Raw genomic sequence first — 23307 nt, 5'->3', positions numbered from 1 at the left:
TGTTTTTCAGCTGAGCGTCGCGATGAACCGTTCGGCGTCGAGCGCGGCGGCACAGCCGGTGCCGGCCGCCGTGATCGCCTGACGGTAGGTGTGGTCGACCACGTCGCCGGCCGCGAAGACGCCGGGCACGTTGGTGCGGGTGCTGGGGGCGTGGACCTTGACGTAGCCCTCGTCGTCCAGCTCGACCTGGTCCCGGAACAGCTCACTGCGCGGGTCGTGACCGATGGCCACGAAGACGCCGGTCACGTCCATCACCTTGGTCTCGCCGGTGTGCACGTTGCGGACCCGTACGCCGGTGACCTTGCCGTCGTCGCCGAGGATCTCCTCGACGGTGCTGTTCCACTCGACCTTGATCTTCTCGTTGCTCAGCGCCCGGTCGGCCATGATCTTGCTGGCGCGGAACGAGTCGCGGCGGTGGATGATGGTCACCGTGTCGGCGAAGCGGGTGAGGAAGGTGGCCTCCTCCATCGCCGAGTCACCGCCGCCGACGACCACGATGTGCTGGTTGCGGAAGAAGAAGCCGTCACAGGTGGCGCACGCGGAGACGCCGTGACCCAGATATTCCTGCTCACCGGGCACGCCCAGCGGACGCCAGGCCGAACCGGTGGAGAGGATGACGGATCGGGCCCGGTAGGCGGTCTCGCCGACCCAGACGGTGCTCACCGCGCCGGAGCCGACGTCGCCGGTGTCCACCAGCTCGACCCGGGTCACGTCGTCGGTGAGGAACTCGGCACCGAACCGCTCGGCCTGCTTGCGCATGTTGTCCATCAGCTCGGGACCGAGGATGCCGTCAGCGAAGCCGGGGAAGTTTTCCACCTCGGTCGTGGTCATCAGCGCACCACCGGACTGCACGCCCTCAATGATCAGCGGCTTCAGGTTGGCGCGCGCGGCGTAGACAGCCGCCGTGTAGCCAGCCGGCCCGGAGCCGATGATGATCAGGTTGCGGACCTCGTCCACTGCCGTCTCCCGAGTTGTGTGTGTTCGGCGTCGGCGTGAGCACCGATGCCGATCCGAGTTGCCGACACCTGGGTGGGGCCGGCAGCTGACTTCCAGAACGTCATCGTACGAACCGGGGATTCCCTAGCCGGGCATCCGGTGGGTCAGGTCACGTGGGCGGTCATCGCGCCATCGACCGTGGATTCACCCTACCCGCGCCGAATACCGGCTGTCCGAGCCGGACCCGGGCACTCCGCACTCCGCGCCGCTCACCCAGGCCCAGCGGGCCCCGGTCGCATCGGTGAAGCGGATGACCAGCGCAGGCTCGCCCTGGAACCGGGCGTAGTCCATCACCTCGATCACCAACGGACCGTTTCCGTGCTCCGCCGTCACGGCGCTCAGGCAGGTCGTCAGCGCGGTCTCGTCGGTCAACCGGGCCAGTTGGTCCAGCCCGTCGGTCATCGGACGTCGACTTCCCCCGGCATCCGCCTCCGGCTGGGCGCCGGGCGTGTTGCCGGCCGCCCGGCTGGGGTTCGGCGCGCTCTGCACGCTGCCCTGCTCGTTGCCGAGGGTTTGCGGGGTGTAATCCGTACCGCTGCGTAGTGCCGGCCCGGTGGTGCGGGCCGTGCCGGCCCCAGCGACGCCGTCGGGTGCGCTGGCCGGTTGGTTCAGGGCGGTGACACCGGTGTCGTGCGAGACGCTCCCGGACAGTTGGGTGAGGCCCAGCGCGACCGCGACGACGGCGACCGTGACGGCTGCCACCGGGCCGCCGCGGCGGACCCGTTCACGCCAGCGCCGGCCAGGGCCGGTGGAGGTCCGGTGCACCGGCCGCGCCGTCGTGGAGGTGGTGGGCCGGCGACCGGGCCTACCCTGGGCCGGTACGACCGGTGGCGTCGAGGAGGCGTCGCCCACGTCGACCCGGTGCTCGGTCGAGAGGCCGCCGGAGGTCGGCTCCGCGGCGGCCAGCGCGGCGGAGAGGCGGTCGACGATCGCCTGCGGCATCTCCGGTGACGGCTCGGCCCACCGGGCCAGGCTCGCGCGGACCTCGGTCATCGCGGTGGCCAGCTGTGCGTACGCCTCGACCCAGGCCGGGTCCGTGGACACCAGTCGAGCGACTTCCTCCTGCTGCGGGGTGCCGTCCAACGCCCCGCCGAGGTAGTCGGCGAGGAGGTCGCCGTCGACCTCCCGGAACCCCTCGGTCGTCACGTGTCCTCCTGGTTGGCGTCCCGCCGGTACCGGCTCGACCTCGATCCGACGCCCTCCGCCCGGCCCGGGTTCCCCGGCGTGACGCCCGGCACGTCACCGTTCAGGCTGGCTGGATCCGATCGGGGTGCGGGCGTGGCGGCCACCGCTGGGCGGAGGTGGCCGAGCGTCACCGCCAGACGGGCTCGGCCCCGGGCGCACCGGCTCTTCACGGTGCCCTCGGCCACGCCGAGGATGCGGGCGACCTCGGCGACCGGGTAGCCCTGGACGTCCACCAGCACCAGTGCGGCGCGTTGTTCGAGGGGCAGGGCGGCAAGCGCCTCGCGGACCACCAGCGCGGTGTCGTGGTCCGGTGCCGGGGCGGCCGGCTCGGGTCCGCCGACGCCCGGACCGTCCTCGGCGCGGTTGCCGTCCGGCAGCGGCACTGTCGGGTGCGCCTGTCGGCGACGGATCCGGTCCAGGCAGGCGTTCACCACGATGCGGTGCATCCAGGTCGTGACGGCGGAGTCGCCACGGAACCGGGCCGCCGCCCGGTGCGCGGACAGCAGCGCGTCCTGGAGAGCGTCGGCTGCCTCCTCGCGGTCCCCGAGGGTACGCAGGGCGACGGCCCAGAGCCGGTCGCGGTGCCGGCGGAACAGCTCGGCGAAGGCGTGCGGATCACCATCGACGTGGGCACGCAGCAGCTCCAGATCGGTAGCTGCGGCGTGCCCGTCCATCACCACGTCCGGTGGGAGCCGTGCCAGGAGGTAGCCGTCCGGATCACGACCCCTGGACCGTGATCTCCTGCACGCCCAGCTTGAAGCCACCCTCGGACGGGGGCAGTTCGGTGATCCAGAACAGCAGGTACTGGTATTTCTTGTCGGCGTCGAACCCGTTGAACGCCATGGTGGCGCCGTCGTGGTCCTCGAAGGGCTGCCCGATGAGGTCCGTGTAGTTGGCGACCAACTGCTTGTCGCCACTCGAACTCGACGGCGGGTTGGTCGTGCCGGACATGAGCTGGGCGGACGCGCCCGGCGCGGAGAGCACGGCCTGCACCGACATGACGCTGTGCGGTTCGCCGAGGTCGAGCCAGACCCCCATGCCCTTCTTGAGGTTGCCGAAGTTGGGCCGGCCCTGGTACGTCTCGGTCTCCCAGCCCTTGTCCTCGTCGCCGTCGATGACCTTCTCGGCCCCGCCGACCTCGCTGCGGTTCTTGCTGTCCGGGTCGATGATCCGGACATTCTTCACCGCCAGCGGGCGCACCTCGTTGGCGGCCGGTGTGGCATCGCCGGCCGGTGCGCTGGACGTGGGAGCGGGAGGCTGGTTGGCCTGCGGGTCCTTGTCGCCGTCGTCGCCCAGGGTGCTGATGCCGATCAGCAGACCCACCAGGGCGACCATCAGCAGACCGGCGATGCCCAGGGCGACCTTGCGACCCCCGGCCGCGGCCAGTGGCGACGGCTCCTCGCCGGTCTCGGCGGCGAACCGCAGCGGCCCGCTGTTGTCGAGGTAGTGCTCCTCCTCGGCCGGCACGTCAAGTCGGGCCAGCTCGGCGGCGAGCACATCGGAGGACGGCGGCGCGATCTGGGCGTCGAGCAGATCCATGGTCAGGTCGTCCAGGTACGCGGGCACACCCGCCCGGACCTGGCGGGGTGCCGCGAGGAGGCCCCCGGCGTCCCGAACGGCGTCCGGGATGGCGGCACGGCCGTGGCCGGCGGTGGCGCCACGCAGCGGTGCCTCGGCGTGCGGCCAGTAGCCGGTCAGGGCGAAGTAGAGGACACCGCCGACCGCCCGGATGTCGTTCTCCTGGCTGTCGTCGCCGTCGGTGCGGGCGTCCGCCAGGACGACGCGGCCCTCGTCACTGATCATGACGGTGCCGGGGTGGACGTTGCCGTGCACCATTCCGGTGGCGTGCACCGCGGCGAGGGCGCTCGCCACGGCGTTGCCGATCGCGGTGGCCCGGGCCGGGTCCAGGGGGCCGTCGGCCGTCAGGTCCCGCAGAGACTGCCCGTCGACCCACTCGCGTACCACGTACGCCCGGTCGGCCTCGTCGATCGCGTCGTAGACGCCGACCAGGTTGGGGTGGATGACCCGGCTGGCCGCGACGGCGGCCTGAAGCATCTCGGTGGCGGAGTCACCGCCCGGGTAGCGCAGCACCACTGCGACGGGACGGCGCAGGATGACGTCGACCCCGCGCCAGACCAGCCGACCCGCGCTGTCGTTGTTGATGTGCTCAACCAGCTCGTACCGCTCGGCGAGGACTTCACCGGCCGTGGGAGCACCGAAGGTCATGACCGGAGGAGCGCTCTCGTCCGCCTCCTGACCCTCGCCGACCTGGGTCACCCGTCCTCCCTCGGTGATCGTGTCGATCGATGGACCCGCACTGCTGGGCATGTGGCTTCCCGCTCTGCCGTTGAAGGAACCGGCCGACCGGTTTCGACGCGCAGCGTCGCCCCCTGCCGTACCCGTCGAGAGCGACCTTACCCGGGTTGCCCGCCTCACCGACATGTCATCTTCCCGCCGCACCTGGCGGGTTCCCGGCAGTCGGAGAAGTCGTCCGGTTACGACCGTTGTCAGCCACGTTGCTGGCACATGTACTAGCTAATCTACGGCTTCACCGCAAGTGACCGACGCCGGGGCTGGACTGGTGGGACGCTCCCAACACCTGACCTGTTCCCGCCGATCGGCCCGCCACGCTCAGCCGTACGGTTGGTTATCCACAGGACGATGCGGTGGTTGACCGGCGAATCGCGGAGTTATCCACAGCTGCGTCCCCAGCCTGGTGATCCGCAGTGACGGTCCGTATGTGTGCCAACTTGTTGTGATCGGTTGCTGGCGATCAGCGACCGAGGCGACGCCGGACCATGCCGACCACCTCGGTGATCTCACCGATCCGCAGCAGCATGGCCAGACCCAGATAGGTCCCGCCGATCACCGCACCACCGATCACGAGCTGGACGATCGCCTGGAGTCGGCTCGGCGTGGCGTCGCCGGGAAGCAGCTTCACCACGATCACGCCAACCAACGCGGCACCGAGCGCCGCGACCAGGACCCGACCGCCGGTCCGCATGATCTCCCCGAGGCCGATACGCCCGACGCGCGGGCGGAGCAGCCAGGCCGACCCGATGGCCGCCGCCAGGTAGGAGACCGCGTTACCGATCATCATCCCGGCGCCGGCGAAGCTCGCGGAGAAGGCTGCGAAGAGCACGATCTGCACGCCGACCCGCAGGGCCACCACCGGAATGTTGATCAGCGCAGGGGTACGGGTGTCCGGCAGCGCGTAGAACGCGAAGGTGAAGAGCTGGCTCACCGCGAACGGGACCAGCGCCAGCGCGGCGGCCAGCAGCACGACGGAGGTGGCGGTGGCGTTGTCCTCGGTGAAGGCGCCGACCCGGAACAGCGTGAACGCGATAGGCGTGGCGAGGACGGCGTAGCAGACCGCGATCGGAGCGAGCACCGCCGTGACCGTGCGGGTGCCCCGAGACAGGTCGGCGGCGAGGTCGGCGTACCGGCCGTCGGCGGCGGCCGCGCTCATCCGGGGCATCAGCGCCGTGATGATCGAGACGGCGATGATGCCGTGCGCGGTCATCAGCAGGAGGAAGACGTTGTTGTAGATCAGCGGACCGGCGGCGTTCTCCTTGCCGGCCCGGTTCAGCAGGTTGAACAGCACGATCAGGCCGACCTGGCTGACCGCGACGTAGCAGATCATCCACGCGCCGAGCCGGCCCAGCTCGCGCAGCCCGAGGGCGCGGAAGTCGAAGCGCAGCTTCCAGCGGAAGCCGACCTTGCGCAGGGCTGGCAGCAGGCCGGTCGCCTGGATGGCCACGCCGAGCAGGGTGCCCCCACCGATCAGGATGATCCGGCCAGCCGTCATGTCCTCCGGCTGGACGATCTTCGCGCCGAAGATGGCGATGTAGAGGCCGGCGGTGCCGATGACCACCAGGTTGTTGAGGATCGGCGCCCACATCGGGGCGGCGAAGTGCCCCCGGGTGTTGAGCACCGCGCTGATCAACGCGGAGAGCCCGGAGAAGAAGATCATCGGCAGCATCAGGTACGACAGGTGCCGGACCAGGCCGGAGTACGCCTCGGTCGACTCACTGCTGCCGTACAGCCAGGTGAGCGGCCAGGCCAGGGCCACCGCCAGAACGGCCGCCGCGCCGAGCGCCAGCACCGCGAGGGTGAGCAGACGCTGGGCGTACGCCTGGCCGCCGTCGACGTCGGCCTTCCGTCGACGCACCAGCACCGGAATCAGCACACTGGTGAGGACGCCGCCGAGCAGGAACTCGTAGACCATCCCGGGCAGGATCTGCGCGGTGGTGTACGCGTCACCGACGAGCGCGCCGCCGAGCGCCGCGCCGATGACGAGGTTGCGCAGGAAGCCCGTACCGCGGCTGACCAGGCTGCCGATCGCCATCACCGCGCTGTTGGCCGCCGCGCTCGCCTCGCCCACCTGCTCCTGCGGCGGTGCGGTCGACTCCAGGGCCGGCTGGTTGAGCGGTTCGGCGGAGATGAACGTGGCGCCGTCCCCGGGACGGATGCCAGGGCCGCCGTCGTTCGCGGCGTTGGCGCTGCGGTAGAGCCCGCCGCTCATCTCCAGCCTCCCAGGGGTACGTCGAGCCGGACACCGACCCGCACGCCACAGACCATAGTCAACCCCCACCCGTTACCCGCGCCCGGCGGATCGGATCACACCCCGGCCCGATAAGCTGGCGATCCCATGTCCGAAGCTTCCGCTCCACACGCCGCCGACCGCCGCGAACTCACCGCCGCGCAGCGCAACGCCGTCGCCGAACTGCTCCGAGTCTCCCCGGTCGCCGACGAGTTGGGCCGCCGCTTCGTCCGCGCCGGTCACGAGTTGCACCTGGTGGGCGGTTCGGTGCGTGACGCGCTGCTCGGCCGACTCGGGGACGACCTCGATTTCTGCACCGACGCGCATCCCGACGAGACGCTGCGGATCCTCAAGGGCTGGGCCGAGTCGATCTGGGAGACCGGTCGGGAGTTCGGCACCATCGGCGCGCAGCGCGACGGTCTCCGGCTGGAGATCACCACGTTCCGCGCGGAGTCGTACGACCAGGTCAGCCGCAACCCGGTGGTGGTGTACGGCACCAGCCTCGACGAGGACCTGAAGCGGCGCGACTTCACCATCAACGCGATGGCGGTGAGCCTGCCGGAACACCGGTTCACCGACCCGCACGGCGGGTTGGACGACCTGTCGGCCAAGGTGATCCGTACCCCGAGCACCCCCGGTGAGTCGTTCGGCGACGACCCGTTGCGGATGCTGCGGGCCGCCCGGTTCGCCGCCCAGCTGCGCTTCGCCGTGCACCCGGACGTGCACCGGGCGATGAGCGAGATGGCCGCGGACCTGGACCGGATCACCGCCGAGCGGATCCGCGACGAGTTCACCAAGCTGCTCTGCGGCGCCGACCCGATCACCGGTCTGCGGCTGCTCGTCGACACCGGGCTGGCCGAGCGGTTCCTGCCGGAGCTGACCGGGTTGAAGCTGGAGATCGACGAACACGCGCAGCACAAGGACGTCTACGAGCACACCCTGACTGTCGTCGCGAACGCCGTCTCGCACGAGGACGATGGCTGCGACTTCGTCCTGCGGATGGCCGCCCTCCTGCACGACGTGGGCAAGCCGGCCACGAAGGCCGTCGGGCCCGACGGACGGGTCAGCTTCCACCACCACGAGGTGGTCGGCGCGCGGCTGACCAAGGCCCGGATGAAGGCCATGCGGTACCCGAAGGAGATCACCGCGAAGGTGACCGCGCTGGTCGCGCTGCACCTGCGCTTCTACGGGTACGGGCGGGGCGAGTGGACCGACTCGGCGGTACGCCGCTACGTCGCCGACGCCGGAGATCTGCTGCCCCGACTGCACAAGTTGACCCGCTCGGACTGCACGACCCGCAACCGGCGCAAGGCCGCGCAGCTCGCTGCCGACTACGACGCGCTGGAGGACCGGATCGCCCGGATCGCGGCCGAGGAGGACCTGGCCCGCGTCCGCCCCGACCTGGACGGTAACGCGATCATGGAGCTGCTCGGCGTACCGCCGGGGCCGGTGGTGGGCCGGGCCTGGAAGCACCTCAAGGAACTGCGCCTCGAACACGGGCCGCTGGACCGCGATGCCGCCGAGGCGGAGCTGCTGCGCTGGGCCCGCGCCGAGGGCCTGATCGAGTAGCCCGCCCGCCCTCTTGCCTCCTGCGGGAGATCTTGGAAGGAAGATGCCCCTGGAAGGGCGCTTTCCTTCCAAGATCTCTACGGCTTGCCCGCGACGAGACAGCCGGTACAGCGACGGGCGCCACCCCCGAACCGGGAGCGGCGCCCGTCGGCGTACACCGTCAGCGGGTCTCGACGGCCTTCCCGTCGACGGACGCGGTGCCGTTGCCGCCGGCGCTGGACGCCGAGCCGAGTCGGGCCAGCAGACCAGCCAGGTCGATCCCGGTCAGGTCGCTGCCGAGCTGAAGCCCTTGGGCTACGTTGCCGGCCACCGACTTCGTCAGCGAGGACGCACCGTCGGTGGAGATGACGGTCATCTTGTCGATCGCCCCGATCGGCGCGCTGGCCGCCTCCACCACCTGCGGCAGCACCTTGACCAGCAGGTCCAGCACCGCCGCCTCCCCGTACGCGGCGAACGCCTCGGCCTTGCGCGCCATCGCGTCGGCCTCGGCCTCACCCCTGGCCAGGATGGCCGCCGCCTCGGCCTGGCCCTCCCGCTCGACCGCCTCGGCGATGGCGGACCGCCGACGCTGCTCGGCCTCACCCTCCTTGGCACCCTCGATCGCGTTCGCCTCGGCGAGGGCGGCTCGCCGGGCCCGCTCGCCCTCACCGGTGAGCCGTGCCTGCTCGGCGGAGGCCTGCGCGGCGGCGATCACCGACTGCCGCTGCGCGTCCGCGTGCAGCACCGCCGCGGCGCGGGACGCCTCCGCCTCCTGTTCCACCTTGTACCGAGCCGCGTCGGCCGGCTTGCGTACCTCGGTGTCCAGTTGGCGTTGCTTGAGTTCGGCGTTGCGCTCGGCGACCTTCTGCTGCTCGGAGAGGATCGCCTGGTCCCGTTCCGCCTGCGCGAGCGGGCCGGCGGCGGCGGACTTCGCCTTCGCCGCGTCGATCTCGGCCTGGATGCCGGCCTGCTTGAGGGCCAGGTTCCGATTCGCCTCCGCGATGGCCTCCTCGGCGAGCAGCCGCTCCTGCTCGGCCTGCTGCCGGGCCCGCGCCTCGGCGATCGCCGCGTCCTTCAGCACCCGGGCGGCCTCCGGCCGACCCAGGTCCTGCAGGTAGGAGCCCTCGGCGAGGATGTCCTGGAGCTGGAACGTGTCCAGCACCAGACCCTGGTTGGTCATCGAGTGTTCGGCCTCCTCGGCCACGGCGCTGGCGAACGCCGCGCGGTCCCGAATGACCTCCTCGACGGTGAGCCGGCCGACGATCGAGCGCAGCGCGCCGGCGAGCACCTCCCGGGTGAAATTGTCGATCTCGTCCTGCTGGTGCAGGAACCGTTGGGCGGCGGCCCGGATCGCGTCCTCGGTACCGCCGACCTTCACGATCGCCACGCCGTGCAGGTCGGCGCGGATGCCCTGCTTGCTCACCGCGCCCCGGATCCCGACGTCGATCCGTCGGCTGGACAGGTCGAGCGACTGGAGCTTCTGTACCACCGGGAGCACGAACACCGACGCGCCGAGCACGACCTTCTGCCCGGAGTTGTCGGTCGACCGCCCACCGTCGGCGGTCTGCGTGGTGCGACCCTTGCGACCGGTGACGATGAACGCCTCGTTCGGCCCGGCCACCTTGATCCGAGAGAGCACGAAGAGCACCAGGATGAGCACGAGGATGACCGCGCCACCGATGGCGATTAACAGGGCCATATAAGGAGTCCCGTCTACGAGGGGGGAATCAGTAGGTCTCGACCTGCACGCTTGTCTCGCTGAGCGCCTGCACGACGAAGACCTGGGCGCCGATCGGTATCGGCTGGTCCGCGCGGGCACTGAGCTTGACCGGTTGGCCGGCGAGGCGGATCCGGACCTCGCCGTACCCGTCGACCGGCACCGGGGTGACGACCAGGCCGAGCGCGCCGACCAGGTCGTCGCGGGTGGGGGTGGCGTCCGTGCGCATGTTCCGCGCCGCCCGGCTGAGCCGGGATGCCAGCCAGCCGGTGGGCACGGCCGCGAGCACGCCGCCGACCACCGCCCCGACGACCATTCCCGGTGTACGCGCGCCGAGCAGTTCGTTGACGATGGCCCCGCCGAACCCGAATGCTCCGGCGAAGCCGGCGACCGTCTCGACCGAGATCGGGCCGTCCACGTCGGGGTGCCCGAACTGGAACAGTTCGGTGCCGAGCAGGGCGAGCGCGAGCACCCCGATGCCCGCCGCGCCGATGATCAGAAAGATCAGTGTCCCCGTTGCCACGACCTGCACGGTATCGACGTGGCGCAACATCCGGCGGTCGCGCTCGACGCGGAGACGTGGTAGCCGGAGGGGCAGTGGCGTCCCGGGTCGGGGAGAATGGGTCGATGCGCTGGACCGTGCTCGACTCACCGATCGGCGAATTCTCCGTCGCCACGGACGGCACGAACGTCTGTGGCGCGGCCTTCGGCCGGGTCGAGGGGGCGGCCGAGGAGCCCGGCGACGCGTTGTCCCGGCAGGTGGCGACCGAGCTGCGGGCGTACTTCGCGGGTGAGCTGACCGCGTTCACCGTCCCGGTGGCGATGCCGCGTGGCTCCGCCTTCGAGCGCGCTGTCTGGCGGGAGATGACGCGGATCCCGTACGGCGGGACGCTGACGTACGGCGAGGTGGCGCGCCTGGTCGGCGACCCCGGGGCGGCGCGGGCGGTGGGAGTGGCATGCAACCGCAACCCCGTCCCGGTGATCGTTCCGTGTCACCGGATCGTCGGCGCGGGCGGCAAGCTGGTCGGCTTCGGTGGCGGCTTGCCCCGCAAGGTCAAACTGCTGGAGTTGGAGGCCGGGGTCGCGCTGCGCCAGGCGTGGTCCTGAGCGGTTTCTGCGGACGCCCCGGGGGCGGGGGCTCACCCGGCGCAGGGTGGTCCGTCCGGATCGGTGGGTGGGGCTGGCCGACGTAGCGGCAGCGTCGTTGTCTCCGGTGGCTTCGTGAGCGGTGGCGAGGATCACCGGGACGGTTGTCGTACCCGGTATCGGAGCCGACCCACGTCGAAGGGCCGGGTCCCGACGGACCCGGCCCTTCGAAAGTGCTGGTGGTTCAGCGCGTCAGCGCGCGACCTCACCGGCGATGAACTCCTCGACGGCCTGGTGGGCGTCGTGGTCGGCGTACTGCACCGGCGGGGACTTCATGAAGTACGACGACGCCGACAGGATCGGGCCGCCGATCTTCCGATCCAGGGCGATCTTGGCGGCGCGGACCGCGTCGATGATGACGCCGGCCGAGTTCGGCGAGTCCCACACCTCGAGCTTGAGCTCGGCGTTCAGCGGGGTGTCGCCGAACGAGCGACCCTCCAGGCGGATGTACGCCCACTTGCGGTCGTCCAGCCACGGCACGTGGTCCGACGGGCCGATGTGCACGTCGCTCTTGCTCATCTCGTGCGGGATCTGCGAGGTGACCGACTGGGTCTTCGAGATCTTCTTCGAGACCAGCCGCTTGCGCTCCAGCATGTTCATGAAGTCCATGTTGCCGCCGAAGTTGAGCTGGTACGTGCGCAGCAGCTCGACGCCGCGGTCCTCGAAGAGCTTCGCCAGGGCGCGGTGCACGATGGTCGCGCCGACCTGGCTCTTGATGTCGTCGCCGACGATCGGCAGGCCCGCGTCGGTGAACTTCTGGGCCCACTCCGGATCGGAGGCGATGAAGACCGGCAGGGCGTTGACGAACGCGCAACCGGCGTCGATCGCGGCCTGGGCGTAGAACTTGGCGGCCTGCTCGGAGCCGACCGGGAGGTAGCAGACGACGACGTCGACCTGCGCGTCGCGCAGCGCCTGCGCCACGTCGACCGGGGTGGCGTCGGACTCATCGACGATCTCGCGGTAGTACTGACCGAGACCGTCGAAGGTCGGGCCGCGCTGGACGCTGACGCCGGTCGGCGGCACGTCGCAGAGCTTGATGGTGTTGTTCTCGCTGGCGACGATCGCCTCCGCGAGGTCCATGCCCACCTTCTTGGCGTCCACGTCGAACGCCGCGACGAACTCCACGGAGTTGACGTGGTAGTCGCCGAAGGCGACGTGCATGAGACCCGGGACGCGGTCGTTCGGGTTGGCGTTCCGGTAGTACTCGACGCCCTGAACCAGGGACGAGGCGCAGTTACCCACACCGACGATGGCGACGCGGACGGAGCCCATAGCGTCTGCCTCCTTCTTTTCTGTCACGGCCGCTCATTCCTGGTCTCTCCAGGCGGAGGCGGGCTGTTGTCTTCTCGTCGGCCGCCGGCTGTCCCGATGTTCGGGACCGTCGGGGCTCGGCCGGAGCGCTCGTTGGCGATGAGCTCCTCCAGCCAGCGGACCTCGCGCTCACAGGCATCAAGGCCGTGGCGCTGCAGTTCCAGCGTGTAAGCGTCGAGGCGCTCGGCCGCCCGGCCAAGCACGTCGCGAAGCCCTTCGCGACGCTCCTCGATCTTGCGGCGGCGACCCTCCAGAATGCGCAGGCGGGTCGCCTGGTCGGTCCGGGCGAAGAACGCGAAGTGCACCCCGAAGCCCGTGTCGTCATACGTCTCGGGCCCGGCCTGCGCAATCAGCTGGGCGAAGCGTTCCTTGCCTTCCGCGGTGATTTTGTAGACCACCCGACCTCGTCGGCTGGTCAGCGCGGGAACCTCCTCGGCAGTGGCGGGTGTCTCGGCAGCTTCGGTGATCCATCCCGCCGCCTGCAGCCTGCGCAGGGTCGGGTAGAGCGAGCCGTAGCTGATCGCCGCCCGGATCGCGCCGAGTTTGGCGGTCAACTCCTTGCGCAGCTCATAGCCGTGCATCGGAGACTCCTGCAGGAGGCCGAGGATGGCGAACTCAAGCACTGGCCACCCTCTCTTTACCCTCCGGCGTGGAGTGGTAACCGCCGCGATGTATCGGACCGATACATCGCACGTTAGCGGGTCGTGCGAGCCAGGGCAAACCCCCTCTCCGAGGTGCCTTCGTCACGGATCGTGAGCGTGGTCGCCTGCTCGGGCCGGACCGCGTACCCTTCTCCGCATGCGTACGCAGCGCCAGGTCGTCGACTACTCGCTCCAGAAGCGAGCAGTGCTGCGTGAGCTCCTGGCCGGCCGGGTCGGCACGTACGACGTCTGCGACGCATCGCCGTACCTGAAGAACGCCGCCCGCTTCCACGGTGAGCCGACCGACCGGCGCTGCCCGATCTGCCGCAGTGAGAACCTGACCCTCGTCCACTACATTTACGGCGACGAACTCAAGCAGTCCGCCGGGCAGGCCCGGACACTTGCCGAGTTGCCCGTGCTGGCGATGACGCTGCGTGAGTTCCAGGTCTTCGTGGTGGAGGTGTGCCTCGGTTGTGACTGGAACCATCTCGTCGAGCAGTACCTGCTCGGCCGGGACGGTCTGGCCGGCGACAGCGACGGCACCGGCGAGCAGGACGTGGCAGCCGAAGGTGTGGGTCGGCGGAGGCGAGAGGCGCAACGGTGATCGAAGCAGGTTGGACCGGCCCCGGAGCCACAGACGAAACCCGGGACGGTCGACCGCTCGTTAGTCCGATTGGCCCGATTGATACTGCAAGTGCCCCGGTGAAACGGCACCCCCGTGCCGGTGTTCCGGGTGAAGCAACTCACGGCAACCCGGTGGCGGCGCAGTCGCGCCCCACCGCGACCGGCAGGGTGTGAGGAATGAACTCGTACGGCGATCCCAGTTCTGCGCGCGGGCGGGCCCAGTACCCGGGTCCGGACGGTGACCCCGGACCCGGCGGTGACCTCCGTGGGGGTGGCTGGTCGGCCTCGGAGGGCGGCGCGGCGACCCCGGGTCGTGCCTCGGTGACACCGCGGGCCGCCGGTGGGCGGGCCACTGTCGGTGGATCGGCCTCGGTGCCGCCGCGTGGCGCTGCGGCGGCCGGATCCGCCCCGGTGGGTTCGGCGACCCCGGGTCGCTCCGGGCGAGCTTCGGTGCCGGTGTCGCCGGCGCCGGGTGCGGCCGCCGGACGCGCTGGTGCTGGCCGAGCCTCGGTGCCCGTGTCCCCGGCACCCGGCGCGCCAGCGGGTCGGGCCGTGGTCGGTGCCGCCGCCGTCGGTGCGGCCTCCGTCGGCACCGCCTCGGCGGGCCGGGCAAGTGTCGGCTCCGCGTCGGTGGGTGGTCGTGCCGCGGTCGCGCGGGCGAGCGTGTCACCGGTCTCCGCTGGCCCTGGTGGCCCTGGCGGCCCCGGCGGACCCAACGGTCCAGGTCGGAGCGGCCGTGGCGCGGGTGGCTCGGGTGCCGCGGCACGGTCGAAGAAGCGCAAGCGGATGAACCTGATGATCGCCGCGTTCGCGGCCTTCATCATGCTCGCCGGCATCGGCGTGGTCGGCTTCACCTACTACTCGACAAACGTCGTCATGCCCGACGAGTTGCCGTTGCCGCTGTCCACCACCGTCTACGCCAAGGACGGCAAGACCGCGTTGGCCAAGCTGGGCAGCGAGAACCGCACCTTCGTCACCATCAACCAGATCCCGCAGCACGTGCAGGACGCGGTGGCCGCTGCCGAGGACCGGAACTTCTACCGGCACTCGGGCGTCGACTACAAGGGCATCGTCCGGGCGGGGTGGAACAACATCTCCGGTGGCGACAAGCAGGGTGCCTCGACGATCACCCAGCAGTACGCGCGCAACGCGTTCGAGAACCTCCAGGACGACACGTACGGCCGGAAGGTGAAGGAGGCCATCCTGGCCTCCAAGCTCAACGACGCGTACAGCAAGCCGGAGATCATGCAGCACTACCTCAACGTGATCTACTTCGGGCGCGGTGCCTACGGCATCGAAGCCGCGGCGCAGACCTACTTCGGCAAGTCCGCGAAGGACCTCAGCGTGGGCGAGGGCGCGGTCCTCGCGGCGGTCATCAAACAGCCGGTGGCGAGCGAGACTCACAAGGGGTTCGACCCGGCGGTCAACCTGCCCGACGCCAAGGCGCGGTGGGACTATGTGATCGGCGGCATGAAGAAGGAAGGCTGGGTGGACGCCCCCAACCGGCCCGCGTCGCCCACCGAGTACCCCAAGGTGCTGCCGCCGAAGAAGGGCGGCAACGGGTTCGGTGTCGACAGCCCGCGAGGCAACGTCATCAACTACGTCCGGCAGGAGATGGACGCGATGGGCCTGTGCTCCGACAGCGGGGCGGAGGGCAAGACGAGCTGCGTTGACGCGCTGCGCGACGGCGGCTACCGGATCACCACGACCATCGACCCGAAGCTGCAGACCGCCGCCGAGAACATCGCGATGCAGTCGAAGAAGGGCTCCGAGCTCAACGACCAGCCGCCGAACCTGATGGCGGCGATGGTGTCGATCGACCCGAAGAAGGGTCGGGTGCTCGCCTACTACGGCGGTGACAGCGGCGCCGACTTCGACTACGCCGGCAAGAACACCGACAAGAACGGTGACCTGACCGGTGGCCACCAGCCGGGTTCGTCGATGAAGGTGTACACCCTGGCCGCCGCGATCGAGGCCGGCATCTCGGTCAAGTCGCACTGGGATCCCACGCCGTACAAGCCTGAGGGTTCCAAGGACGCGATCGGTAACGCCGGTCGCACCAACCTCAAGTGCGGCAAGTGGTGCACCCTCGAAGAGTCGACGATCCAGTCGTACAACGTGCCGTTCTACTGGGTCGCCGACACGATCGGCGCCGGCAAGGTGGTCGACATGGCCCGCAAGGCCGGCGTGACCACGATGTGGGGCGTCGACCCGCCGCAGGCCTTCGACCTGTCGAAGAAGGGCCCCAACCCGTTCGACAACTACACCGCCTTCGGCAAGTACCCGATCACCGTGTTCGACCACGCCAACGCGATGGCCACCTTCGCCAACGACGGCAAGTACATCAAGGCCCACTTCGTCCTCAAGGTCGAGCAGCAGGAGAAGGACACCGGTAAGTGGAAGGTGGTCGGCAGCGAGCGCATCAAGCCCGAGCAGCGGATCTCCAAGAAGGTCACCGACGAGGTCACCGCCGTCCTCAAGCAGATCCCCGGGGCCGGGTCTAACAACATGTCGTTGGAGAGCGGCCGCCAGGCCGCCGCCAAGACCGGCACCTGGGAGTACGACAAGGACGACAACTCGCACGCCTGGACGGTCGGCTACACCCCGCAGAACGCCACAGCGGTGTGGGTGGGCAGTCGGGATCCGAGAAAGCCGGAGATCCGGCTCACCGGTGGCAAGGACATCGGCGGCTCGACGCTCCCCGGCCCGATCTGGAAGAAGTTCATGAACGCCGCACTGAAGGGCCAGGACGAGATCCCCCTGCCCACCGTCACCGGCGAAGGCGACGTCACGAAGGGCAACGGCAAGGAGCCGGCGGCCCCACCACCGCCGCCGGGCGGCCAGCCGGGCGGGCCGCAGTGTGACCCGCTCACCGATCCGTTCTGCCCGCGCGGCGGTCTCCCAGGAGGCAACCCCGGCGGCAACCCGGGCGGCAACCCCGGTGGTAATCCCGGCGGACCCGGCGGCGGTGGCGGTGGAGTGCTGCCCGACTTGCCGCGCAACCGGGACTGACCCGAACCCTCTGCACGCCGCCGCCGGCCGGATGACCTTGTGTCCCGGCCGGCGGCGGCGTTTTCGTACCTGGGATCTCCGCGTCGGGACGGGACGGGCACCCCCGTCGTACGGCAGGATGCCTCTTCATGAGCACCCAGTCGACGCCCGGCATCGACGACGCCGGTACCACCGACCACCCGTCCCGCTCCGACGGGTTCGTCCGCGGCATGTCCAGCGCGATCGGCGGACCGCTGGGCGACCACGCGACAGCGCTGGACCGCCCGGCCGGCCAGGAACGTCGCTTCTGGACCGCCGTCCGGATCGTGCTGGCGCTGGCGTGCCTCACGCTCGCGCTGCACTGGGTGCAGAAGTCGCCCTGTCAGGACGGTGCCTGGCAGAACAACGTCCAGTACACCCGCTTCTGCTACACCGACGTCCTCGCCCTCTACTACGCCGAAGGGCTCAACGAGGGCAAGGTCCCCTACCGCGACCACCCCGTCGAGTACCCGGTGCTGACCGGCTACTTCATGGGAGCGCTGGGCCTGCCGGTGCACGCCGTCGGTGACGGCGACCCGAGCATCAACCAGGGCCAGTGGTTCTACAACCTCAACGCGCTGGTGCTGGGCGCACTCGCGGTGGCGACCGTGGCGGTGCTCCTGGCCCTGCGCCGCCGACGACCCTGGGACGCCGCGTTGTTCGCGCTCGCCCCGGCGCTGGTGCTCACCGCCACCGTCAACTGGGACCTGCTCGCCATCGGGTTGGCCGCTTTCGGCCTGCTGGCCTGGGCCCGGAAACGACCGGCGGTGGCCGGTGTGCTGCTCGGGCTCGCCGGCGCGGCGAAACTGTGGCCGCTGTTCCTGCTCGGGCCGATCCTCGTCCTGGCGCTGCGCGCCGACCGGATCCGCGCCGCGCTCGTCGCCACCGGCACGGCGATCGCCGCCGTGGTGCTGGTGAACCTGCCGGCCGCGCGCGCCTACCCGGAGAACTGGGACCGGTTCTTCGAGCTGAACACCACCCGGCCCATCGACTGGGGCACGCTCTGGTACATCGGGCGGTACCTGGACGGCAAGGTCGGCAACGACCCCGCTCAGCTCGGCCCGTTCGAGTGGCTGAACGCCAACATCCCCACGCTCAACACCATCTCGTACGCGCTGTTCGGGCTGGCCTGCCTCGGTGTCGCCGTGCTGGCGTTGCGCGCGCCGCGCCGGCCGCGGCTGGCGCAGCTCGCCTTCCTGGTGGTCGCGGCGTTCCTCATCTTCAGCAAGGTCTGGTCCCAGCAGTTCGTGCTGTGGCTGCTGCCGCTGGTGGTGCTCGCCCGTCCGAAGTGGGGTGCCTTCCTGGCCTGGCAGATCGCCGAGGTCTGCTACTTCGTCGCCTTCTACGGAGAACTGCTCGGCGCGGCGACCAGCCGACCGGTCTTCCCGGAGGGGGTGTTCGTGCTGGCCTCGACGCTGCGGCTGACCACCGTGGTGGTGCTCTGCGTGCTGGTCGTCAAGGAGATCCTGCACCCCGAGCGGGACGCGGTACGGGCGACCTACTCAGACGACCCGGACGGCGGCGTGCTCGACGGCGCACCAGACGCTCCCTGGCTGGACCGCTGGCGCCTTCCCACGCCCAGTGAACCCTCACGAGAGCCAGCAACCACTTGATTCCCCAGGTATGAGGCGGCCCGGACCACGTCAGGTTTTTCGGGAAGCCCGCCCGGCGCAGGGATCAAGCCTGACCGCCCGGAGCCGGGCGGGCTTCCCGAAAAACCGCCCTGAAGCGTCAGAGCCGGTAGACGACAGCATCACCGACATCCTCCCGGGTGATGCCGAGCGATTCCACGGGAGTGTCGATGGTGATCTCCCACGGTGTGCCCGGCACCTGCCCGCGCAGCAGTACCACCGTGCGGACGCCGAACAAGCGCAGGTAGTCGACGCTGGTCTTGTCGGGGAACGACTGACTCACCCGACGAACGTCGTCGAGCTGACGCGGAGTGAAGCCACTGCCACCGTTCACCACGTCGGGGAAACCGCTGGTCGACCAGAGCATCACGTGCTGGTCCAGACTCTGGTTGCTAGGCAGCACCAGCAGCGGCCCCTGCGCCGAACGCATCGCGGCCGGCTGGGTCGGCACCACCGGGTGCGGCGTGCTGTTCAGGCCCTCGACGGTCACCAACAGCAACGGCAGCAGGGTGGCCATCCGCAGCCACGGCCCCGGCCACGACGGGATCCGCTGCGCGGTCAGCTCGCGGACCCGGTCGGTGAGCGCGGTGACCGCGCCGGCCGCGAGCAGGCCGAGCAACAACGTGGTCCACAACATCAACCGACCAGGGGTACGCAATGCGCTCCAGCCCGGCACGTGCTCGAAGAGCGGCACGTAGGTGACGGCGCCGTCGAAGAAGCGGGTGCCCATCGCGAAGGCCATGGTCACCAGCACCCCGGCGAGCAGCAGCAGTCGGTGCCGCAGCCGCCACACCGAGAAGAACAACCCACCCAGGGCCAGCGCGTACAGCACGAAGCCCGGCAGCAGGGTCATCTCCGGGTGCCACGGCAGCGCGGCGCGAGCGCCCTCGTGCAGACCACCCCAGATCCGCGACTCGGCGGGCGCCGTCACGAAACCCGACGCCGGAGGCGAGAAGATGCCGATGTCGGCGATGGTCCGCTCGGCGTACGGATGCAGCTTGGTCACCTGGAAGAACGGGTACGCCATCAGCAGGCCCACACCGGCGAAGAACAACCCGCCGAGCAGGTCGGCGACGAACAACCGACGACCGAACGGCACGGCCTGGCGGGTGCGCAGCCGCCGCGCGTAGAAGAGGACGACCGCGACCAGCACCGCGCCGGCCAGGAAGTACGCGAACGGCAGCCCGATGCCGAAGCCGAGGCTGAGCTGCCAGGCTGCCACCAGCCAGCCGGCGTAGACCCATCCGTCGTGTCGGCGCTCGGGCCGATAGCCGTGCCGTAGCGACCAGCCGTGCCCGCGCGCCAACATCGCCAGAGCCAGCGGAATCCCGCCGTTGGAGAGCACGTGCAGGTGCCCGGCCTGGGCCAGCAGCCACGGCGCGTACGTGTAGCTGACACCGGCGACGGCGGCGCCGATCCGGCCGGCCCCGAGCTGACGGGCCAGCGCGTACGCCCCGAGCGTGGCGAGCGCGTGCGCCAGTACGAACATGATGTTGTAGCGCAGCACCGCGTCCTCGGGGCCGCTGCCGAACATCCCGGCCGGGGCGTACCCGAGCAGGGTGTCGGAGAACGCGAAGCTCCACAGCTCGGGGAAGAACGTGTTGGACTGCCACAGACGCGCCGGGTCGGCCAGCAGGATGTGCCCGGACCAGGCCATCTGCCACGCCTGCAGGCTCGGGTCCCAGTAGTCCTGCGGCAGCGTGTAGCGGGGATAGCGCAGGGTCGGCCAGGTCATCAACACGGCCAGCGCCAGCGAGCAGAGCGAGGCCAGGGTCCACTCGTGGATCAGGAAACGGCCGACGGCTCGACCCGACCGGGTGACGATGGAGGGCCGCGGCTCCGGTGCCGAGGCGAACGCCTCCCAACGGTCCGGCTCAACCGGCACGGCGTCACCGTCGGTCTTCGTGGCACCGTCGGTCGTGGTGGCACCGTCGGTCGTGGTGGCACCGTCGGTCGTGGTGGCACCGTCGGTCGTGGTGGCACCGTCGGTCTTCACCAGGCTGGCGGTCTCGCCCGCCCTCTTGCCCTTACCCGCCCAGCGCCACCACCTCGGCCGCGCCGACGGCGACGATCCATTGCCCCCGGCCACATCGTCCGCCGTGCGGCCAGCCTCGTCGTCCTTGGCCGGGGCGTCGGCCGTGCCGGTCTTCGCCGGGGCGTCGGCCGTGCCGGCCTTCGCCGGGGCGTCGGCCTTGGTCGGGCCGACCATCGTGCTGTCGGTCTCGGCCGGGCTGCTGGTCCTGGCGGTGCTGCCGCCGGTGGTGGCGGCACTCTCGGTGCCGTCCCCGGCCGCGGTGCCGGTGCGTTCGCCACTGTTGCCTGTGCCAGCGTCCTTCCTCACGACACCGCTCTTCGAGGGCTTCGGATCGCTGGTCGAGGTGGCTCCGGTCGTCCCGTCGTCACTCGATCGCGCTTGGCCCCCGACGGTCTCCCCGGGGCTCTCGCCGGAGACGGCGTCGGCGGTGCGAGCCGGTTGGGTCGGGGTGCCCGATGCGGATGCGGCGGCAGATCGGGTCTCGGCGTCCGCGCCGCCGGGGGTGGGCCGGGCCTTCCCGGTCCCGGGCTGTCCGGTCGTCATGCTGCCGGGCTCGCCGTCCCGAGCTGCTGACGGAGGAAATCGATGTCGGCCGCCTGGCCCTGCACACCGCCCGGTGTCTCGACGACCACCGGAGCCCCGGCCGCCCGGATCACCGCTACGACCAACTCCGGGTCGATGGTGCCGCCGCCCAGGTTGTCGTGGCGGTCCTGGCCGGAGTTGAACGCGCCCTTGGAGTTGTTGGCGTGCACCAGGTCGATCCTTCCGGTGATCGCCTTGACCCGGTCGACGAGGCCGAGCAACTCCTCGCCGCCCGCGTACGCGTGGCAGGTGTCCAGGCAGAAGCCGACCTCGTGGTCGCCGATGGCGTCCCAGAGCCGGGCGAGCGCGTCCAGTCGCCGGGCGCACGCGTTGTCGCCGCCGGCGGTGTTCTCGATCAGGACCGGCACTCCGAAGCCGCCGGAGTCGGCTGCGTACGCGAATGTCTTGCGCCAGTTGTCGAAGCCGACGGCCAGGTCGTCCCCGGCGTTGACGTGCCCACCGTGGACGATCAGGCCCTTGGCGCCGATGGCGGTGGCCGCGTTGGCGTGCCCGAGCAGCAGCTTTCGGCTGGGGATCCGGATGCGGTTGTTGAGGGTGGCGACGTTGATGACGTAGGGCGCGTGCACGTAGAGGTCGACCTCGGCCGTGCGCAGCCGCTCGGCGTCTTCCCGGGGCTTGGGTGCCTTCCATCCCTGTGGGTCGGCGAGGAAGAACTGCACGGTGTCGGCGGACCGGGCGGCCGCCTCCGCCAGCGGGTCGGTCGAGTCGACGTGGGCTCCGATACGCATGCGAGCGAGCCTACGTCGCGACCCTGACCGGCGGGGTGACGGCCGGGGCGGTGTCGCGTGCGCTCGCGTCACCGGGCGGACCGACGGTCGTTGATGGAATGGAACCGGCGACCAGTATCCGGTGCCTCCGGCGGTGCGAGAGCGCCGCGGCTGGCGACCGGAGGGTCGACGGCCGACAGCGAGGTCACCTCCGCCGTGCGGCCCGGCGCGGCGGAGGAGACCCCCGCACATCGAACGCGCAGCGCTGAAAATCTCGGCAATTTGTGCTTTTCCCCCCGACAAGGTACGAGTGCTGTTGTATCGTCAGGTAACAACACGATAAAGCTCCGCGGGGCGTCTTCGGTCCAACCTCATCGGTGTGGTCGTTCCTCCCCAGGTCCCACCCAAGGAATGCGGACCAGACGCCTCGCGGCCTCGTAGACGGGGGTCCACCATCGGCCGGACGACGGTCGAACGGTGGGCCCCCGTCGGCCTGCCCGGGCGTTGACCCCACCACCCGGGGCATGATCGTTCGGACCGGGTATCCTGGTCAGGTTGTCCGCGTCCGGCCGAGTTCCCTCGGCACGTGCGGGCAGCGACACAAGACCTCCTGCCACGGAAGGACCGTGGCCGCTTAGCCCACAGGAGGTGAGCACGTCTTGCGTCATTACGAGATCATGGTGATCCTCGACCCCAGCCTCGAGGAACGCACCGTGGCACCGTCACTCGACACGTACCTGAACGTGATTCGGACCGCGGGTGGCTCGGTTGAGAAGACGGACGTGTGGGGCCGCCGGCGCCTCGCGTACGAGATCAACAAAAAGGCCGAGGGCATCTACGCCGTCGTCGACCTGCAGGCTACGCCTGCTGCCGTGGCCGAGCTGGACCGTCAGCTCCGGCTCAACGAGTCCGTGCTGCGCACCAAGGTCATCCGGCCGGAGATGCGCTAACCATTCAACCCGGTTCGCCCGGATCAGCCTCCGCGACTCTGTCGTACGGCTCTGCGAGCCTGTACGACGAGACGCTGAGTGCGCGAGGAGATGGTCATGGCAGGAGACACCACCATCACGGTCATCGGCAATCTGACCGATGACCCCGAGTTGCGGTTCACCCCCTCCGGGGCAGCGGTCGCCAAGTTCCGAGTCGCTTCGACGCCGCGTTTCATGGACAAGGCGACGAACGAATGGAAGGACGGCGAGCCGCTGTTCCTCGCATGCACCGTGTGGCGGCAGGCCGCCGAGCACGTCGCCGAGTCGCTGCAGCGTGGCGCCCGGGTGATCGTGTCGGGTCGGCTGCGCCAGCGGTCGTACGAGACCCGCGAGGGTGAGAAGCGCACCGTCATCGAGCTCGAGGTCGACGAGATCGGCCCGTCGCTGCGCTACGCCACGGCGAAGGTGCAGAAGATGTCCCGCTCCGGTGGCGGTGGCGGTGGCTTCGGTGGCGGTGGCGGTGGCAACCAGGGTGGCGGCGGAGGCAACTTCGACGACCCCTGGGCTTCGGCTGCTCCCTCTCCCGCGCGTGCTGGATCGGGCGGCAACTTCGACGAGGAGCCTCCGTTCTAATGGCGCCGAGCGCCCGCGATCGCAAACC

The 23307-nt window shown here is 70.2% G+C and carries 18 protein-coding genes; 7 read left to right on the top strand and 11 right to left on the bottom strand.

The window, feature by feature from the left end; translation table 11 throughout:
- Positions 1–6: 6 nt before the first annotated feature.
- The 5 genes from trxB to murJ form a co-directional block, all read right to left on the bottom strand.
- Entirely contained in the window at positions 7–957 is a 951-nt protein-coding gene (trxB, locus tag O7614_RS01425; RefSeq protein WP_278136699.1) for a thioredoxin-disulfide reductase, read from the bottom strand.
- Between the two features lie 183 nt (positions 958–1140).
- Positions 1141–2142, bottom strand: coding sequence for a hypothetical protein (locus tag O7614_RS01420; protein ID WP_278136698.1), 1002 nt, complete (start codon positions 2140–2142; stop codon positions 1141–1143).
- Complete coding sequence (gene sigM, locus O7614_RS01415) at positions 2139–2855, bottom strand: RNA polymerase sigma factor SigM (RefSeq protein WP_278136697.1); 717 nt, start codon at positions 2853–2855, stop codon at positions 2139–2141. Before sigM ends, O7614_RS01420 begins: the two co-directional genes overlap by 4 nt.
- Positions 2856–2898: 43 nt before the next feature.
- On the bottom strand, positions 2899–4509 hold the full coding sequence (locus O7614_RS01410; protein WP_278136696.1) for a protein kinase family protein: 1611 nt from the start codon (positions 4507–4509) through the stop codon (positions 2899–2901).
- A gap of 445 nt (positions 4510–4954) precedes the next feature.
- Positions 4955–6706 carry a murein biosynthesis integral membrane protein MurJ gene (murJ, locus tag O7614_RS01405; protein WP_278136695.1) on the bottom strand — a complete coding sequence of 584 codons (1752 nt, stop codon included), beginning with the start codon at positions 6704–6706 and terminating at the stop codon, positions 4955–4957.
- Between the two features lie 126 nt (positions 6707–6832).
- Here murJ and O7614_RS01400 point away from each other — a divergent pair, with 126 nt between their 5' ends.
- Positions 6833–8293 carry a CCA tRNA nucleotidyltransferase gene (locus O7614_RS01400; RefSeq protein ID WP_278136694.1) on the top strand — a complete coding sequence of 487 codons (1461 nt, stop codon included), beginning with the start codon at positions 6833–6835 and terminating at the stop codon, positions 8291–8293.
- A 160-nt stretch (positions 8294–8453) separates the two neighbouring features.
- On the opposite strand, the gene O7614_RS01395 is transcribed toward O7614_RS01400, so the two are convergent.
- Together O7614_RS01395 and O7614_RS01390 are read right to left on the bottom strand one after the other, a co-directional pair.
- Positions 8454–9971, bottom strand: a complete 1518-nt coding sequence (locus O7614_RS01395; protein ID WP_278136693.1) for a flotillin family protein — start codon at positions 9969–9971, stop codon at positions 8454–8456.
- A 28-nt stretch (positions 9972–9999) separates the two neighbouring features.
- Positions 10000–10542, bottom strand: a complete 543-nt coding sequence (locus O7614_RS01390; protein WP_278136692.1) for an NfeD family protein — start codon at positions 10540–10542, stop codon at positions 10000–10002.
- Positions 10543–10616: 74 nt separating this feature from the next.
- Between O7614_RS01390 and O7614_RS01385 the strand changes: the two genes are divergently transcribed.
- A complete protein-coding gene (locus O7614_RS01385; protein ID WP_278136691.1) occupies positions 10617–11096 on the top strand; it encodes a methylated-DNA--[protein]-cysteine S-methyltransferase in 480 nt (159 codons plus the stop codon).
- Between the two features lie 231 nt (positions 11097–11327).
- Here the strand turns inward: O7614_RS01385 and O7614_RS01380 are convergent, their stop codons facing one another.
- The gene (locus O7614_RS01380) at positions 11328–12407 is read right to left on the bottom strand and encodes an inositol-3-phosphate synthase (RefSeq protein ID WP_278136690.1); all 1080 of its coding nucleotides are present in this window, start codon (positions 12405–12407) and stop codon (positions 11328–11330) included.
- A gap of 23 nt (positions 12408–12430) precedes the next feature.
- Positions 12431–13069, bottom strand: a complete 639-nt coding sequence (locus O7614_RS01375) for a PadR family transcriptional regulator (protein ID WP_030331823.1) — start codon at positions 13067–13069, stop codon at positions 12431–12433.
- A gap of 175 nt (positions 13070–13244) precedes the next feature.
- Here O7614_RS01375 and O7614_RS01370 point away from each other — a divergent pair, with 175 nt between their 5' ends.
- The 3 genes from O7614_RS01370 to O7614_RS01360 all read left to right on the top strand — a co-directional run bounded on the left by O7614_RS01370 (position 13245) and on the right by O7614_RS01360 (position 18354).
- Entirely contained in the window at positions 13245–13691 is a 447-nt protein-coding gene (locus O7614_RS01370) for a DUF5318 domain-containing protein (RefSeq protein ID WP_278136689.1), read from the top strand.
- 197 nt (positions 13692–13888) lie between these two features.
- Positions 13889–16723, top strand: coding sequence for a transglycosylase domain-containing protein (locus O7614_RS01365; RefSeq protein WP_278136688.1), 2835 nt, complete (start codon positions 13889–13891; stop codon positions 16721–16723).
- A gap of 128 nt (positions 16724–16851) precedes the next feature.
- The gene (locus O7614_RS01360) at positions 16852–18354 is read left to right on the top strand and encodes a glycosyltransferase 87 family protein (RefSeq protein ID WP_278136687.1); all 1503 of its coding nucleotides are present in this window, start codon (positions 16852–16854) and stop codon (positions 18352–18354) included.
- Between the two features lie 118 nt (positions 18355–18472).
- On the opposite strand, the gene O7614_RS01355 is transcribed toward O7614_RS01360, so the two are convergent.
- The gene (locus tag O7614_RS01355; protein ID WP_278142107.1) at positions 18473–20581 is read right to left on the bottom strand and encodes a hypothetical protein; all 2109 of its coding nucleotides are present in this window, start codon (positions 20579–20581) and stop codon (positions 18473–18475) included.
- 365 nt (positions 20582–20946) lie between these two features.
- The gene (locus tag O7614_RS01350; RefSeq protein WP_278136686.1) at positions 20947–21738 is read right to left on the bottom strand and encodes a deoxyribonuclease IV; all 792 of its coding nucleotides are present in this window, start codon (positions 21736–21738) and stop codon (positions 20947–20949) included.
- 638 nt (positions 21739–22376) lie between these two features.
- Between O7614_RS01350 and rpsF the strand changes: the two genes are divergently transcribed.
- Both rpsF and O7614_RS01340 read left to right on the top strand, forming a co-directional pair.
- Positions 22377–22667 carry a 30S ribosomal protein S6 gene (gene rpsF / locus O7614_RS01345; protein ID WP_007073791.1) on the top strand — a complete coding sequence of 97 codons (291 nt, stop codon included), beginning with the start codon at positions 22377–22379 and terminating at the stop codon, positions 22665–22667.
- A 78-nt stretch (positions 22668–22745) separates the two neighbouring features.
- Entirely contained in the window at positions 22746–23279 is a 534-nt protein-coding gene (locus O7614_RS01340) for a single-stranded DNA-binding protein (RefSeq protein WP_278136685.1), read from the top strand.
- Positions 23280–23307 lie beyond the last annotated feature (28 nt).

The sequence above is a fragment of the Micromonospora sp. WMMD961 genome (assembly GCF_029626145.1).
Lineage (GTDB): Bacteria > Actinomycetota > Actinomycetes > Mycobacteriales > Micromonosporaceae > Micromonospora.
The sequence above is the reverse complement of the archived record's forward strand: the minus strand, read 5'-3'. Positions and strand labels throughout refer to the sequence as shown.